Origin of the sequence: Alkalihalobacillus sp. NPDC127517, from assembly GCF_050276055.1 — a bacterium.
Lineage (GTDB): Bacteria > Bacillota > Bacilli > Bacillales > Bacillaceae_D > Alkalicoccobacillus.
In genome coordinates this window covers 167,050-181,694 of record NZ_JBNNQX010000002.1, presented here as the reverse complement: position 1 = coordinate 181,694, position 14,645 = coordinate 167,050, and the positions used below count along the sequence as shown (strand labels likewise).

At 38.7% G+C, this 14,645-nt stretch carries 15 protein-coding genes and 1 other annotated feature (1 of these 16 running past the window's edge); of the genes, 10 read left to right on the top strand and 5 right to left on the bottom strand.

Translation table 11 applies throughout. The features are described 5' to 3' along the window. Positions 1-265: 265 nt before the first annotated feature. From ACQKKO_RS02840 to ACQKKO_RS02825, 4 genes are all read left to right on the top strand, one after another. Positions 266-1,021 (top strand): exodeoxyribonuclease III, encoded by a 756-nt coding sequence (locus ACQKKO_RS02840; protein ID WP_498644124.1) that lies wholly within the window; start codon positions 266-268, stop codon positions 1,019-1,021. A gap of 183 nt (positions 1,022-1,204) precedes the next feature. Beyond that, complete coding sequence (locus ACQKKO_RS02835) at positions 1,205-1,798, top strand: hypothetical protein (protein WP_498644122.1); 594 nt, start codon at positions 1,205-1,207, stop codon at positions 1,796-1,798. Positions 1,799-1,858: 60 nt separating this feature from the next. Then, the gene (locus tag ACQKKO_RS02830) at positions 1,859-2,881 is read left to right on the top strand and encodes an LLM class flavin-dependent oxidoreductase (protein ID WP_498644120.1); all 1,023 of its coding nucleotides are present in this window, start codon (positions 1,859-1,861) and stop codon (positions 2,879-2,881) included. Positions 2,882-2,935: 54 nt separating this feature from the next. Further along, positions 2,936-3,937, top strand: a complete 1,002-nt coding sequence (locus ACQKKO_RS02825) for an LLM class flavin-dependent oxidoreductase (protein WP_498644118.1) — start codon at positions 2,936-2,938, stop codon at positions 3,935-3,937. Here ACQKKO_RS02825 and yxiS read toward each other — a convergent pair. The 4 genes from yxiS to ACQKKO_RS02805 are packed head-to-tail and all read right to left on the bottom strand — an operon-like array spanning position 3,929 to position 7,951. After that, the gene (yxiS, locus tag ACQKKO_RS02820; RefSeq protein ID WP_498644116.1) at positions 3,929-4,231 is read right to left on the bottom strand and encodes a protein YxiS; all 303 of its coding nucleotides are present in this window, start codon (positions 4,229-4,231) and stop codon (positions 3,929-3,931) included. The genes ACQKKO_RS02825 and yxiS overlap by 9 nt on opposite strands. Positions 4,232-4,269: 38 nt before the next feature. Beyond that, complete coding sequence (locus ACQKKO_RS02815) at positions 4,270-5,415, bottom strand: Ger(x)C family spore germination protein (protein ID WP_498644114.1); 1,146 nt, start codon at positions 5,413-5,415, stop codon at positions 4,270-4,272. Continuing rightward, on the bottom strand, positions 5,412-6,506 hold the full coding sequence (locus tag ACQKKO_RS02810) for a GerAB/ArcD/ProY family transporter (RefSeq protein ID WP_498644112.1): 1,095 nt from the start codon (positions 6,504-6,506) through the stop codon (positions 5,412-5,414). Before ACQKKO_RS02810 ends, ACQKKO_RS02815 begins: the two co-directional genes overlap by 4 nt. 14 nt (positions 6,507-6,520) lie before the next feature. Beyond that, positions 6,521-7,951, bottom strand: coding sequence for a spore germination protein (locus ACQKKO_RS02805; RefSeq protein WP_498644110.1), 1,431 nt, complete (start codon positions 7,949-7,951; stop codon positions 6,521-6,523). A 178-nt stretch (positions 7,952-8,129) separates the two neighbouring features. Here ACQKKO_RS02805 and htpG point away from each other — a divergent pair, with 178 nt between their 5' ends. The 5 genes from htpG (at position 8,130) to ACQKKO_RS02780 (ending at position 13,184) form a co-directional block, all read left to right on the top strand. Further along, positions 8,130-10,010, top strand: a complete 1,881-nt coding sequence (htpG, locus tag ACQKKO_RS02800; RefSeq protein ID WP_498644108.1) for a molecular chaperone HtpG — start codon at positions 8,130-8,132, stop codon at positions 10,008-10,010. A 158-nt stretch (positions 10,011-10,168) separates the two neighbouring features. Further along, a complete protein-coding gene (locus ACQKKO_RS02795) occupies positions 10,169-10,438 on the top strand; it encodes an autorepressor SdpR family transcription factor (RefSeq protein WP_498644106.1) in 270 nt (89 codons plus the stop codon). A gap of 1 nt (position 10,439) precedes the next feature. Next, the gene (locus ACQKKO_RS02790; RefSeq protein ID WP_498644104.1) at positions 10,440-11,078 is read left to right on the top strand and encodes an SdpI family protein; all 639 of its coding nucleotides are present in this window, start codon (positions 10,440-10,442) and stop codon (positions 11,076-11,078) included. A gap of 18 nt (positions 11,079-11,096) precedes the next feature. After that, on the top strand, positions 11,097-11,657 hold the full coding sequence (locus ACQKKO_RS02785) for a methyltransferase family protein (protein ID WP_498644102.1): 561 nt from the start codon (positions 11,097-11,099) through the stop codon (positions 11,655-11,657). A 21-nt stretch (positions 11,658-11,678) separates the two neighbouring features. After that, the gene (locus tag ACQKKO_RS02780) at positions 11,679-13,184 is read left to right on the top strand and encodes a phytoene desaturase family protein (protein WP_498644100.1); all 1,506 of its coding nucleotides are present in this window, start codon (positions 11,679-11,681) and stop codon (positions 13,182-13,184) included. Between the two features lie 43 nt (positions 13,185-13,227). Here the strand turns inward: ACQKKO_RS02780 and ACQKKO_RS02775 are convergent, their stop codons facing one another. Further along, the gene (locus ACQKKO_RS02775) at positions 13,228-13,518 is read right to left on the bottom strand and encodes a hypothetical protein (RefSeq protein ID WP_498644098.1); all 291 of its coding nucleotides are present in this window, start codon (positions 13,516-13,518) and stop codon (positions 13,228-13,230) included. 170 nt (positions 13,519-13,688) lie between these two features. Here ACQKKO_RS02775 and ACQKKO_RS02770 point away from each other — a divergent pair, with 170 nt between their 5' ends. After that, positions 13,689-14,408 (top strand): YebC/PmpR family DNA-binding transcriptional regulator, encoded by a 720-nt coding sequence (locus ACQKKO_RS02770; RefSeq protein ID WP_498644096.1) that lies wholly within the window; start codon positions 13,689-13,691, stop codon positions 14,406-14,408. 6 nt (positions 14,409-14,414) lie between these two features. Next, positions 14,415-14,645 (top strand) — a binding site (T-box leader); it runs 21 nt beyond the window's last position.

Sequence of the window (14,645 nt, the reverse complement as noted above, 5' to 3'; positions counted from 1 at the left end):
ACTTTGACCTTTAAGACAAAAAAGAAAGTCAAGTCCTTTGACTAAGTCTGACCTTAATTTTAAAGCAGTAAATATTCATCGTCAAATGAACTGCTTATGTGTTTTTTGATGCTACGTACATTATAACTGACCTTTTTTGACCTTTCAAGTATTTTGTTTGATCTTTTTTGATCAATACAGAATAGTGGATCTGATGTGTAACGTCTATTATGATAAGATAGGTCAAATTGGTCAAATGATTAGCTTAAGTTTATTGGGGGATATAATGAAATTTATTTCGTGGAATGTTAATGGTATTCGAGCATGTGTGAAAAAAGGATTCTTAGATTATTTTTTTGAAGAAGATGCAGATTTCTTTTGTTTACAGGAAACAAAGTGCCAACCAGAGCAAATAGATCTTGATTTAGGAGAGTATAAGCAATATTGGAATAGTGCAGAGAGAAAAGGGTACTCAGGAACAGCTATTTTCACAAAACATGAACCAATGAGTGTGACGTTTGGTCTTGGAGATGAGATAGAGGACCTAGAGGGTCGTGTTATAACGTTAGAATATGAAGGGTTTTATTTATTGACGATGTACACACCGAATGCAAAGCGTGATTTAACGCGGCTAGGATATCGGATGCTGTGGGAAGAAGCAGTCCGTCGTTATATACAAACACTTGAAGAACAAAAGCCCGTTATCTTATGTGGCGATTTGAACGTAGCCCATCAGCCAAACGACGTTAAAAATGATCGTGCTAATATCGGAAATGCTGGATTTACAGATCAGGAGCGAGGGAAGTTTACGAAATTACTAGAAGCTGGATTCCTTGATTCCTATCGAATGATTTATCCGAATAGAGATGATGCGTTTACATGGTGGTCCTATATGGCAAATGTCCGTGAACGGAACATTGGATGGCGGATTGATTACTTCCTTGTTTCAAACAGTCTAGCTTCTGCTGTAAAGCATGCGGACATTGATTCACATATCTACGGTAGTGATCATTGCCCAGTGAAGCTTGAGCTTACACTTTAGATCAAGCTCATGATGAGAGCCGTTACTAAACCAACTAATAAGACTCCATAAAAGTAGCGTAGTTCTTTCATATTAGTCACCTCCAGTTTATTACTATTTTAATGGCTAACATGATATGAAACAATATGATCATTATGAACCTTTGTATTTAGAAATGAATGTTAAGAAGAAAGAGGCGGTAACATGAATTTAGTATGGTATGTGAGCTATGGATCAAACTTAATGGAGGAACGATTCCATTGTTATATAAAAGGTGGCATTCCTGTTGGATCAACCGAAGCTGAGAAAGGATGTCGCGATCAGGCACTTCCGATTGATAATAAAGGCTGTGAGTTGCCTTACCCTCTATATTTTGCGAAGGATACAAGCAAGTGGGGAACAGGAGGCGTTGCTTTTATTGGACATAAGGAAAACCCTTCAGAGAAAACCATTGCAAGACAATATCTTATTACTTTTGAACAATTTGTTGATGTCGTTGAACAAGAAAACGCAGCCGATGCATCTGGATTATCTTTTAATGAATTGATTGAAAAGGGATCTGTTACGTTAGATGATGGCTGGTATGGTCGGGTTGTATATCTTGGAACAGAGGATGGGTACCCTAAGCTTACGTTCACAAACCCACAAGATATCGGCACAGATGCCTTTCACAAGCCGGCAGTTCCGTATGCACAAACGATTGCCAAAGGGCTGGCTGAGTTATCCTATTCAGAAGAAGAGATCACGTCATATTTGGAATCAAGACATGGTTTTAAAAGCCCACAAGCAGGAAAGTAGACACTTGATGTCCTGAGTCCTTACAATAGGTGCATGGATTCAAGAAAGGTAGATGAACAAATGAATTTAACACAACCTCATGCGAAACGATTTAAAGATACATTGTTATCTGTGCTTGATTTAGCACCTATTACGCAAGGATCTAATGCGTCCGAAACATTTAAACGTAGCCTTGATTTGGCTCAAAAAGTAGATGAGTGGGGCTTTAACCGTTACTGGCTGGCGGAGCATCATAATATGCCCGGAATTGGTTCATCGGCAACATCGATTATTATAAATCATATTGCACAAGGAACGAAGCAGATTCGAGTTGGTTCTGGTGGTATTATGCTACCAAACCATGCCCCACTAATGATTGCTGAGCAGTTTGGGACACTTGATGCCCTTCATCCAGGACGAATAGATTTAGGTCTAGGCAGAGCGCCAGGAAGTGATCAGTTAACGGCTCGTGCCTTGCGTCGTACGTTATTTAGTAATGGAGAAGATTTTCCAGAGCTAGTTGAAGAACTGCAAGGCTATATGAGCGTGGAAGCTCAAACAGGAGTAAAGGCTTATCCAGGAGTCGGACAGGACGTTCCAATCTGGTTACTTGGTTCAAGTGGCTTTAGTGCTAGACTTGCCGCAGCAAAAGGACTGCCATTCTCGTTTGCTTCACACTTTGCACCTGATTATATGCACCAGGCAATTGATTTGTATCGTAGTCGTTTTGAACCGTCAGAAACGTTGTCAAAACCACACGTCATGCTTGGAGTCAGTATCGTTGCGGCTGACACAGATGAGGAAGCAGAATATCTTTCCACATCTCGGAAACAACAGATGCTTGATTTGATGCGAGGCACACCAGGTCAGTTTAAACCACCTGTGAAAAATCTTGCTGATCATTATTCTCCTGGTGAAATTGCAGCTCTTGAACGTAATCGAGGAGCAAGCTCATATATGACCGGATCACCTGATACGATTAAACAAAATGTCAGTGACTTTATTGAAGAGACAGGAGCAGATGAAATTATAATTTCATCTGATACGTTTGATCATAACGCACGCGTTCGTTCACATGAAATTGTTGCAGAACTATTATCATAAAGTGAAAAACCATGGTGAGTGCCATGGTTTTTTCTATGGATGGAGGTACTCCCCTTGAAATTAAGTATTTTAGATCAAGTTGTGCAATCAAGAGGTCAAACTGCTAAAGAGTCAATTGAAGAGACGGTTCGGCTTGCGCAGTTAGCGGAAGAGTGGGGCTATCATCGGTATTGGGTAGCTGAACATCATGACTTACCAGGACTGAGTTGTCCAGCACCAGATTTATTGCTTAGTTTGATTGGTTCAAAAACAAATCGTATTCGAATTGGATCAGGTGCCGTTCTGTTGCCCAATTATAAGCCTTATACGATTGCAGAACGATATCACCTACTTGCAACCCTGTATCCAGGGAGAGTGGACCTTGGAATGAGTCGTTCTCCAGGAGGTTCAGCTGAGGCTTCGGGTGCGTTGACCGATAATATGCTTCAATCCATTTATCAAATGCCTGCAAAAGTAGAGGAGCTCTTACATTTTTTGTCCAATGATTTTCCGGAGGATCATATGTATTCTTCTTTAATGGCCGCACCTGTTCCAAAGCTTTCACCAACACCATGGATTCTAGGAACAAGTAAAAAAAGTGCTGAGCTTGCAGGAGCGCTCGGACTCCCTTATGCAGTGGGTCATTTCATGAATAAGGTCTCCAGCGCGGAGGCTGTGAAATCGTATCGGGATCACTTTCAAGCATCAAAATATTTAGATAATCCCGAAGTGATTCTCGCTGTTTCAGTTATTTGCGCAGAGACGAACGAGAAAGCAGAAGAACTGGCACGAAGCGGACAGGTCTGGTCAATTGAACAAACAGCAGGAAAAGGGAGCGATGGCTTACCAACTGTAGATTATGCTAACCAGTTTCCCTTAGATGATTATGAAAAAGAAACTCAAATTAAATTGCGAGATCAACAAATCGTAGGGGATGCTAAAACTGTTCGTGAGCAGCTTGAAACATTAGCTCATGCATATCAGACAAATGAATGTTTAGTGCTAACAAACGTTCACTCATTTAGTGAGCGAATGGCTTCTTATCAGAGACTTGCTGCGGCTTTTCACTTATTGTAAGTCCAGGTGCTCTGCCAGCTCTGATACATAAAAAGCTAATTCATTTTGTTCAAACCAAGAAAAGACTTCTAATAGTGAAGAAAGAGGAACTGGCTCCGCTTCAGCCTTTGGTAAGGTTTGATCAACCGCATCAAGCAATTGTTGATTTTTAAGTTGGTGCGGATAGGCTTTTTCATAGATCAGCACCGGGTCAAGCTCATGATTGACGCACCATTGTGCATATAAAAGGATCATGAGCTTTTCTTCTTGTTTGTATTTTTCGATGATATAGGCTTCACGTTCTGATGAATTCATATGTAATCAACTCCTCAAGCAATGTCGCCCTTATCATATCACATTTCATTTTTCATTTTTTTAGTCGACCCCTTTGTTCCAAAATCCTCGACGGTGACAGAGACTGAAAAGGAGATATCCGACTCGCAGAAATATTGATTCCAATCCTTTTTATGTTTTTCCCAAAAATCGGGTTGTTGCACACGCATGTATTCTGAAAGATTAGTGGCATCAACTTTTAATTCTGTTTGTAATTTATGAATAAAATCAAGGACACGATCTTCAATCTCCTTTTCCACCGCTTTTTCTCGATTCTTACTATAAGATTCTGTAAACGAATCCTCTTGCTCATTCCAATCCTCTGAAATTCTTCCAACTGTCTCTGAATGCACTGATATAAAGATCTGGTCCTCTTTATACTCAGATGTCACCTTCACTTTAACCTCATCTAAAATCTCAAAAGCAAGAGGCATTCCTTTCTCAATCGTTGAAATAACACCGCCATCAAGGTCTCCAGTAAACCAATTTAGTGTTGCAATGTCATCGACCGTCAACCCTTGTTCCATAATGCGACCGTTGTCTATAATTCCCCCTCCAGAAAGGGCAATTTGTTGATTAATGATTTGTACATCCTGTAAAACAAAACTTGCATTCTTTTGTAAATTTGAAGAAACTTTCCCTAGTGAGACGGCAGGTAGAATCTTTGTAGATCGCGAACGATTTTCGATTAAGCTGTATAATTGGTTCGATGGAATTTCGTCAATATCAGAAGTGGAGAAAACTTCTTTAATGGATTCATCCGTAATAAACACATATAAACTCCTCCGCGTTTTATCATCCTTCACTAACTGATTAATCACTTCATCTAGAGAGTACTTCCGTAAGACTTCTTTTTGAATGAGCAAAATTCTCTGATGATCACTGTAAACAGGGTCATCACGTAAGGCTAAATTTCGAATGGCACTATGTACCGTTTTTCCTGATGTATAGATGTTTTTAAATGGAGATCCTTGAGAACTGTCCCCGCCATTACTAGGAGGAACAATGATTTGATGGGCTAATGAAATGTGGTCGCTATCCTTATCTAAATCAATGCCTAACCCTATAACGATTGAAATATCCTCTATGCTTCTGCTATCCCAACAGCCAGTTAGAAGGGTAATTACAACCAATAACACAAAGAATCGTGAGCCGAATGTTTTCATGAAGCCACCTTCTTTTTGATACTAACAGTGATAAAGCAAATAAGGGGTAATCCAACTAAGCAAAAGAACCCACTTCGATCGACAATGTAGGATAGAAGCACAATTTCAGCTGTATCCTCTGGAATATACGCAATAAGAAACGCAAGGATCACAACTATGATGCAAGTGAAAAGTGGTTGAATAGAAAATCGTTTCTGAGCCACATAACAGCAATTAAACATGTTGATTGCACAAAGGGTAAAAAATTGAAGAATCCAAGTAGACAATAATAACGAGTCCAATCGCTCAATGAGTATCCCGTGAATACTAAACGTTTGGATAAATGAAATCGTTGGCCAAGTTAATGTCATGACCTCTTGATAACTTAAGGCTCCTACAACAATGACATATGTAACGCAGTAAAGAAGAGACGTGCTTCCTATTGCAATCGTTGCTGCTCGAACTTTTTTCGTTTTAGCTGTTGTAAAAGCTGTTAGCACTAGTAACGATTCAAGTCCTAAATACGTCAGAGTCGTATTAAAAAATCCTTCTAAAATGGGAGTAAATCCTCGGTGCAGAACTGGTCGTAAGTTATTTATATTCACTTCTTCAAATCCAGAAATGAAGATAAAAATAACAACAATGATACAAAAAGGGAGGAAAAATGTACATACCCGTACAAGTGTTGAAAATTCCTTTGTAGCAAGATACGCCGCAAGAAAGATGATGATGAAGATCACTAGCATTTGAGGTGTTTTCTCTAATAAAAAGAAGCGAACCATTTCACTCATTGCTACTGCTTCATATCCAATAAGTGACGCAAAATAACAAATTAACAAAATACAAAGCCCTTTACTAACTAATGAACCAAATGCCAATTCGCTATATTCTACAATATCTTTCACTTCATGCTTTTGAAAAAAATAAAACAAAAGGAGCACGGCTATCAAAACAACTAAACCTGCTATAAGTAGAGAAATCCAGCCATCAGGAGAGTTGGTAGTGACTGTTAAATGCCTGGGAATGACGAGAAACCCAACACCTAACATACAATTGATTAAAAGAACGGTTAATTGAAAAGTTGTTAGTGATTTGATTTCTTGTTTTTCCACAGGCTATTCCTCCTTTACTGAGCAGATCGAATCTTTTTAGGCAATCGCAAAAACAGATCTAAGAATTTTTTTCTTGAAATGGAAAATTGGAATGAGAAGTAATCCGTTCCAAAACTTTTTAAACTAGATAAGTGAATTGTCAACCAAATAAAGAAGCAAACCGTTCCAAATAATCCAAAGATCGCAGCCGATATCATCGCACCAAATCGTAGCATTCGAAAAGAAAGCCCGAAACTGTACTGAGGTACAGTAAAAGAAGTAATCGTTGTAATAGCAATGATGATGACCATTAGCGAACTCACAATATTTGCTTCTACCGCGGCTTGCCCAATAATAACTCCCCCAACAAGTCCAATGGTTTGACCTAATGGCGTTGGGAGTCTGATTCCTGCTTCTCTTAATAGCTCGATTGTAATCTCCATAATGATTGCTTCAATAAATGGAGGAAAGGGAATGTTTTGTCTTGTACCAGCGATTGTGATTGCAAGCTCTGTTGGCAATAATCCTTGATTAAACGATACAAGCGAAATATAAAAGGCAGAGAGAAATAATGTGAGGAAAATGGATAAGTATCTAAGAACTCGCACAAAACTGGCTGCAAGCCAGCGTTCATAATAATCATCCGGAGATTGAAGAAGCAAGTCAAAGGTGGTCGGCATAATTAGGGCAAACGGAGAGCCATCAATAAACATGGCCACTCTTCCTTCGTTTAGTGCTGCGATCACACGATCTGGTCGTTCTGTGTTCTGCATTTGGGGAAAAGGAGATAACGTATTGTCCTCAAGTAACTCCTCTAACATACCCGAATCCTCTAAATTGCTCGTGTTAATGGCAGACAAGCGCTTCTTTACTTCTTTTAATAATTCTTCACTTACTTGCTTTTGATTGTATAAGTATTGGACCAACTTCTCATTATTTTGTACATCAATTTGATGATCAACTACGATGATGTTTTGATCTCGTGTAAGTTGACGAATCAACCCAACATTGTCAGTAATACTCTCTATAAATGAAAGCTTAGGACCTCGAATTACTTTTTCACTTGCGGAATCTTGAACGCTTCTTTTAATATTATTTGCCGTATCAAACACATAGACTTCAGCTGAAGTCTCAACGACTAAGACCGATTTCCCTTCAAAGATAAACCGGATGCAATCTGTGAGGTTGTACGTTGTTTGATAGGAATAGGTATCTAAGGATTTTTTCAGTACTTCATCTTGAGTTAGTTCTTGAAATAGTGAAGGAGTTACTTTTTCGAGCTTTTGAATGAAGGTCATAAGTGTTGTGAAGTTTGTCCTGGATTTTAAAAAATAGAATGAACAGGATTTATTTAACTCGATCATATAAAAATGTCGTTCACCAAAATCTGATTGGTTAGCGAAAAACGTGTGAAGAACCTTTTTGTTATAGTCTGTATCTGTACTAAAATGAATCATCTGATCCATGTTTTTCGCTCCTCTCAGTGAACACAGGTGATAGTAGTTTGTTCTCGTTTAACCGTTTTATACTCATTGAATTGAAACGGTTGACGATACACGTTAAATGTGTAAAATGATAGTAGATTAGCACTCGTTATAGTCGAGTGCTAAAAAAAATCATATCAATGAAGGGTGTGTTTAAAAGATGGAAAAAAAGCAGTTCCAAGCTGAATCCAAACGTCTATTAGAGATGATGATCAATTCGATTTACACGCAGAAAGAGATTTTTCTTCGTGAGTTGATTTCTAACTCTAGTGACGCCATTGATAAGTTGTACTATCGCGCATTAACAGATGAAGCGATTAGCTTTGAACAGGATCGGTATGCGATTCATATCTCAGCAGATAAAGACGCCCGTACGCTTACATTAACGGATACTGGAATCGGTATGACAAAGGATGAGCTAGAAGCCAATTTAGGAACGATTGCGAAAAGTGGCTCATTAGGATTTAAAAAAACAAACGAGATGAAAGATGGTCATGACATCATTGGGCAGTTTGGTGTTGGTTTTTACGCAGCATTTATGGTGGCTGATCAAGTAAGTGTGATTAGTAAGTCTGTAGACGCAGATCAAGCGTTTAAGTGGCAGTCTGACGGAAGTGATGGCTATACCATTGAAGAAGCAACAAAGGATGTACCAGGAACAGAAATTACCCTACATATTAAAGAAAACACTGAGGATGAATCCTTTGATGAGTTTCTTGATGAACATCGCTTAACGTCCATCGTTAAAAAATATTCAGACTTCATACGCTATCCAATTAAAATGAACGTAACGACCTACAAGCCAAAAGCAGATGGCGAAGAGGGAGAAACAGAAGAAGTTCAAGAAGAACAAATCATTAACAGCATGGTGCCAATTTGGCGTAAGAATAAAAGCGAGCTCAAAAAAGAAGATTATGAGCAATTCTATCAGGATAAGCGATATGGGTTCGATAAACCACTCGAGCATATTCATTTAAGTGTGGATGGTGCCGTTCGCTATAATTCCATCTTGTTTATTCCTGAAAGTACACCATTTGATTTCTACTCAAAGGAGTATGAAAAAGGACTTGAATTGTATGCAAATGGCGTATTAATTATGGAGAAATGTGCAGACCTACTACCTGACTTTTTTAGCTTTGTTAAAGGAATGGTTGACTCTGAAGATCTGTCATTAAATATCTCTCGTGAAATGCTGCAGCATGATCGTCAGCTAAAACTGATTGCGAAAAACATTCAGTCTAAAATCAAGTCTCAACTTCAGTCACTTCTTAAAAACAACCGAGAAGCCTACGAGAGGTTTTACAAATCCTTTGGACGTCAGCTTAAGTTTGGTGTCTATAATGAATTTGGCGCTCATAAAAAAGTTCTAGAAGACTTGTTATTATTCCACTCTTCTACGGAAAAAGGATTAGTGTCACTTTCAGAATACGTAACTCGTATGAAGGAAGATCAGAGCGTAATTTATTATGCATCTGGAGAATCTGTTGAGCGAATTGCTAAGTTACCTCAAACAGAATTAGTTGCTGATAAAGGCTATGAGATTCTATATTTTACAGAAGATGTAGATGAGTTTGCGATCAAAATGCTGCAAAGCTATCAAGATAAAGAATTTCAATCTGTTTCCAGTGCAGACTTGAAGCTTGACGCGGATGACTCTGCTGAATCTAAAGAAGAGCAAGATGCAAATAAAGACCTATTTGAAGAGATGAAAACCATCTTAGCGGGTAAAGTAAAAGATGTTCGTTTGTCCAAGCGCTTAAAAACGCACCCGGTGATTTTAGCTACAGAAGGTGAAGTAACCATTGAAATGGAAAAAGTCCTTCAAGCGATGCCGGATAATCAACATGTGAAGGCTGAAAAGGTGTTAGAAATTAACCCAAATCATGATGTCTTTAAAGCTTTGCAAGCTGCTAAAGAAGCAGATCAAGAAAAGCTCAAGCTTTATACAAACTTGCTATACAGCCAAGCTTTACTAATTGAAGGATTACCGCTAGAAGATCCAGTTGAATTCACTAAAGATATGTGTAAGGTCATGATTTAATTGTATAGGAGAGAGACGTCTTGATTTATGAGGACGTCTCTTTTTTATTTCTTCAAAAGAAAAGGATGAATTTGTAATTAGACAGTTGTTTAACTATATAATTATGATAGGATATAATTAGACAGTTGTTTAATTATCTAATTAGAGGAGCTAGACATGTGAATGATTTATTTAAAGCGTTAAATGATGAGACAAGAAGGGAGATTATGAGTGTATTAAGTAAAGAAGGATGTTTAACAGCGACTCAAATTGCCGATCATTTTAAGATGAGTAAGCCTAGTATTTCTCATCACTTGCAGATTTTAAAGCAAGCAAACCTGGTGACGGCAGATAAACGCGGTCAGTACATTTACCATACGTTAAATACAACGGTGTTACAGGATGTATTTACGTGGTTTTATCAATTTAAACCTAAGGGAGATGAGTAAAATGAAAGCAAACATAATCGGCATTCTTTTATTTTTATCAGCAGTGACGTTAAGTATTGCTACTTATCCGAGACTTCCAGATCAGCTAGCTATTCACTGGACAGGAGAAGCCATAACAAGAAGCGTACCTACTTTAACAGCTGTAAGTTTAATGCCAATTGTAATGGTGATTCTGTTTATTCTAGCAAAAGGCCTTACATTGTTAACATCCAAACAAACGAACAACTTAAGGACGGTTTCTCTTGTGAAGATAGCATTAGTCGGAGGATTAATGAGTATTCTATTTGTATGTCACTTAATTATTATTTTAACAGGGCAAGGTATTTCCATAGACACAGAGCTTGTGTTTGGGGTTGCACTTGGCTTGCTGTTGATGATTCTCGGGAATATCATGCCTCAACTTAAGCCTAATCTTGTATTTGGTGCCAGAAACCAATATACACTCAAAAACGATAAAGTATGGGCTGTCGTTAATCGATTTGCAGGCAGGGCATTTTTTGTCTGTGGTTTGTTGATTGTAACAGGAGTAATGATCATTCCTTCATATCAGGCCGTGTTCATTGTTTCATCGGTCGTACTCGTTGCTATCATCATTCAATTGTACTCAAGAGTCACCTTTAAACGAATAACATCAAATTAACGAATAGAAAGGAATACCATGACGACCGAAGAGTGGATTTTCCTCTTTTTAAGTATGATTTGGCTATTGGAGTTTATTCTGTTCAGAAATCCTCAATCTAAGGAAAAGTCACCACGCCAAGAGCTGAAAAGCTTTTATTATATTCTTTTCTCTATCATTTTGACCATTGGACTTTGTATAGGTTTGCAAGAATGGCAAGTAGTCACTCATCTTTTTCTCTTTTTTCAGTGGCTCAGTTTATTTCTCTACGGGGCAGGTATGTTTCTCAGATACTGGTCAATGCTTGTGTTACAGCAAGAATTTACAAGGCATGTTCACGTATCTGCTAGTAAAACGCTTGTCAGCCATGGACCGTATCGTTTCGTGCGCCATCCATTGTACACTGGACTATGCCTATGTATGATTGGTATCTCGTTCTACCTTGCTTCCTGGATCGGACTGGTTGTCACCCTTGTTCTTGTTCTTCCGTCCATTCTTTACCGGATTAAGCTTGAAGAAAAGATGCTTGAGAACGTGCTTGGCAGTCAGTATGTTCAATGGAAAAACAAGCGGTGGATACTCTTGCCTTGGATCTACTAATGAAAAAAGGGGTAGAGAAGAGTGAAGAAAAAAGTTATCGTAATCGGTGGAGGCATTGGCGGCTTATCATCTGCAATATCTCTTGCTGCCGAGGGCTATGATGTTCAATTATTTGAGGCAAATGAACGACTTGGCGGAAAATGTAATATCCGAAGTGGTTCAGGTTTTACGTTTGACACTGGTCCTTCGATTTTAACGATGCCATGGACACTGGAACAACTCTTTACGCGTGCTGGGAAGAACCTATCTGATTATCTAACGGTTAAACGTGTAGAGCCACAGTGGCGAACCTTTTTCGAAGACGGTACCACAATTGATTTAAACGGAGATTTACCTGGCATGCTAGAAGAGATTCATCGCATCTCTCCCGAAGATAAGTCAGGATTTCTTGATTATATTCATTACAGCAGTCAGATTTATGAGCTTTGTACAAAGAGCTTTTATCAACGTAGTTTGTCTGGTCTTAAGGATCTTCGAACAAGTCATAGCTTCAAAGACTTACTCGCCATGGATCCTATGAAAAGTTTGAATCAGGCTACAAAGAAATTCATTCGTGATCCTCATTTACAACAAATACTTGATTTCCTAGTGATGTATGTAGGGTCTTCACCCTATCAAGCACCAGCTGTTCTTTCTCAGCTTGGATATGTTCAATTTGGCCTCGGCGTTCATTATGTTAAAGGTGGAATGTATAATATCATTCGAGCAATGCAAAAGGTACTTGAAGAACTTGATGTTCGTTATACAACCAATACTCGAGTCACGCAAGTTATTGAATCAAACGGAGTGGCAAAAGGTGTTCAAATTGAAAATGGGGATGTCATCTATGGTGATATTATTATTTCAAACCTTGAAGTCATTCCAGCTTATGAAACGCTCGTACCAGATTCAAATCAAGCGAAACAAGAGGTAAAAAAACTACAATCATTTGAGCCAAGTGTCTCAGGATTAGTCCTATTACTAGGGATGGACCAGACGTATCCTCAGCTTGCTCATCACAATTTCTTTTTCTCTAAAGATCCAAAGCTTGAGTTCAAACAAATTTTTGATGAAAAAAGACCAGCTGATGATCCAACCATTTATATTGGCATTTCGTCTAAGTCAGATGTCACGCACGCACCAGTTGGCAAAGAAAATCACTTTATCTTAACGCATGTACCACCGCTTAAACCAGGTGATGATTGGTCTACGTTTAAAGAGGAGTATAGAGAGGTTGTTCTATCTAAGCTTGAGCGAAACGGACTCAAAAACATTCGAGATCATATTGAATTTGAATATACGTTTACTCCAAATGATCTTAATCGCCTATATGGCTCAAATGGAGGCTCAATCTATGGTGTCGCTGCTAACAAGAAGACAAATGGTGGTTTCAAAATTCCAAGTCGTAGTCAACTTCTTAAAAACCTTTACTTCGTTGGAGGCTCAACTCATCCAGGTGGAGGGGTACCAATGGTGACATTGTCTGGTCAATTAACCGCCGATCTTGTTCTTGAGGATGATCAAAAACTAGACAGGATTACTGGTTAAGTTAACTAAAAAAATGGACGCACGATATCATGCGTCCGTTTTTTTATTCTTCTTTTTCCTCAATTGACACGACTAATCCTCCGAACTTACCAGCTAGCCAGTTGTAGATAAGCGTCATTAGTGCAATGATGCCGGCGTACAGGGCGGTATACAAAATGAGCATAAATATCATAATTGGGATTGACATAAAGGCTACTGCCCCATCTTGAATTGCACCGATAATGATCGCAAAAACAAAAATAAGAACGATAAAGACAATTGGAATGAAATATAAATAGATCGTACTTTTTAGGACACTACCAATGCCGAATTTTTTAATTTCTACTTTTTTCATCATGATCCACTCCTAATAAGCTCACTCAATTCTTTACCGAATATACCCTTTTCATACCAATTAAAAACAGCATTTTACAAATACTTCTCGGTGACATCGTTAAAACCTTGTCAGAACCCTAAGAATTAGGATATGATAAAAGTGAGTTTAAGGGAAAGCGAGTGTTCAATATGGGACGCAAATGGAATAATATTAAAGAAAAAAAAGCATCAAAGGATGCAAACACAAGTCGAATTTATGCCAAGTTTGGTCGAGAGATCTATGTAGCTGCCAAGCAAGGGGAACCAGATCCAGAGTCTAACCAAGCGTTAAAGGTCGTTCTAGAACGTGCGAAAACATATAATGTACCAAAAGCAATTATTGACCGTGCGATTGAAAAAGCTAAAGGCGGTTCAGATGAGAATTACGATGAACTTCGTTATGAAGGGTTTGGACCAAATGGTTCAATGATCATTGTAGATACATTAACAAACAATGTAAACCGGACAGCATCTGATGTTCGTGCGGCATTTGGTAAAAACGGCGGAAACATGGGAGTGAGCGGTTCAGTTGCTTACATGTTTGATGCAGCATCGGTTATCGGTGTAGAAGGAAAAACAGAAGATGACGTACTAGAGCTGATGATGGAAGAAGATGTTGATGTGAAGGATATCGTTGCCGAAGATGAAACGGTGATTGTATATGCAGAGCCTGAACAATTCCATGCGGTCCAAGAGGTCCTTAAAAACGCGGGTGTTAGTGAATTCTCTGTAGCTGAATTAACGATGCTTGCACAAAACGATGTGGCCATTCCAGAAGAATTCAAAGATCAATTTGAAAAACTAATTGATGCGCTTGAGGATTTAGAAGATGTTCAGCAAGTGTACCATAATGTTGATTTAAGCGAATAATGTATATCAAAAGCGTTGAAGAAGAGTAAGTACACAGAAGATGAGGTGTTAAGAGAGTTGGTGGGTGGTGCGAACCAATCTCCTCCTTATGTGGAATGGGCTTCTGAGTTGCTACGTTGAACGGAAAGTAGACGTAGCCGGGTGTTTCGACCCGTTACCACTTTGAAACGTATCGAGTACTTATTTGATTCTCCGTACGGAAGTGAATGGCTTTTTAGTTGTTAACAAAGGTGGTAC

What these genes read in the sequence shown, in the direction of transcription:
- ACQKKO_RS02840 (WP_498644124.1), top strand. Translation starts at nt 266, where the DNA reads ATGAAATTTATTTCGTGGAATGTTAATGGTATTCGAGCATGTGTGAAA.
- ACQKKO_RS02835 (WP_498644122.1), top strand. Translation starts at nt 1,205, where the DNA reads ATGAATTTAGTATGGTATGTGAGCTATGGATCAAACTTAATGGAGGAA.
- ACQKKO_RS02830 (WP_498644120.1), top strand. Translation starts at nt 1,859, where the DNA reads ATGAATTTAACACAACCTCATGCGAAACGATTTAAAGATACATTGTTA.
- yxiS (WP_498644116.1), bottom strand. Translation starts at nt 4,231, where the DNA reads ATGAATTCATCAGAACGTGAAGCCTATATCATCGAAAAATACAAACAA.
- ACQKKO_RS02815 (WP_498644114.1), bottom strand. Translation starts at nt 5,415, where the DNA reads ATGAAAACATTCGGCTCACGATTCTTTGTGTTATTGGTTGTAATTACC.
- ACQKKO_RS02805 (WP_498644110.1), bottom strand. Translation starts at nt 7,951, where the DNA reads ATGGATCAGATGATTCATTTTAGTACAGATACAGACTATAACAAAAAG.
- htpG (WP_498644108.1), top strand. Translation starts at nt 8,130, where the DNA reads ATGGAAAAAAAGCAGTTCCAAGCTGAATCCAAACGTCTATTAGAGATG.
- ACQKKO_RS02790 (WP_498644104.1), top strand. Translation starts at nt 10,440, where the DNA reads ATGAAAGCAAACATAATCGGCATTCTTTTATTTTTATCAGCAGTGACG.
- ACQKKO_RS02785 (WP_498644102.1), top strand. Translation starts at nt 11,097, where the DNA reads ATGACGACCGAAGAGTGGATTTTCCTCTTTTTAAGTATGATTTGGCTA.
- ACQKKO_RS02775 (WP_498644098.1), bottom strand. Translation starts at nt 13,518, where the DNA reads ATGAAAAAAGTAGAAATTAAAAAATTCGGCATTGGTAGTGTCCTAAAA.
- ACQKKO_RS02770 (WP_498644096.1), top strand. Translation starts at nt 13,689, where the DNA reads ATGGGACGCAAATGGAATAATATTAAAGAAAAAAAAGCATCAAAGGAT.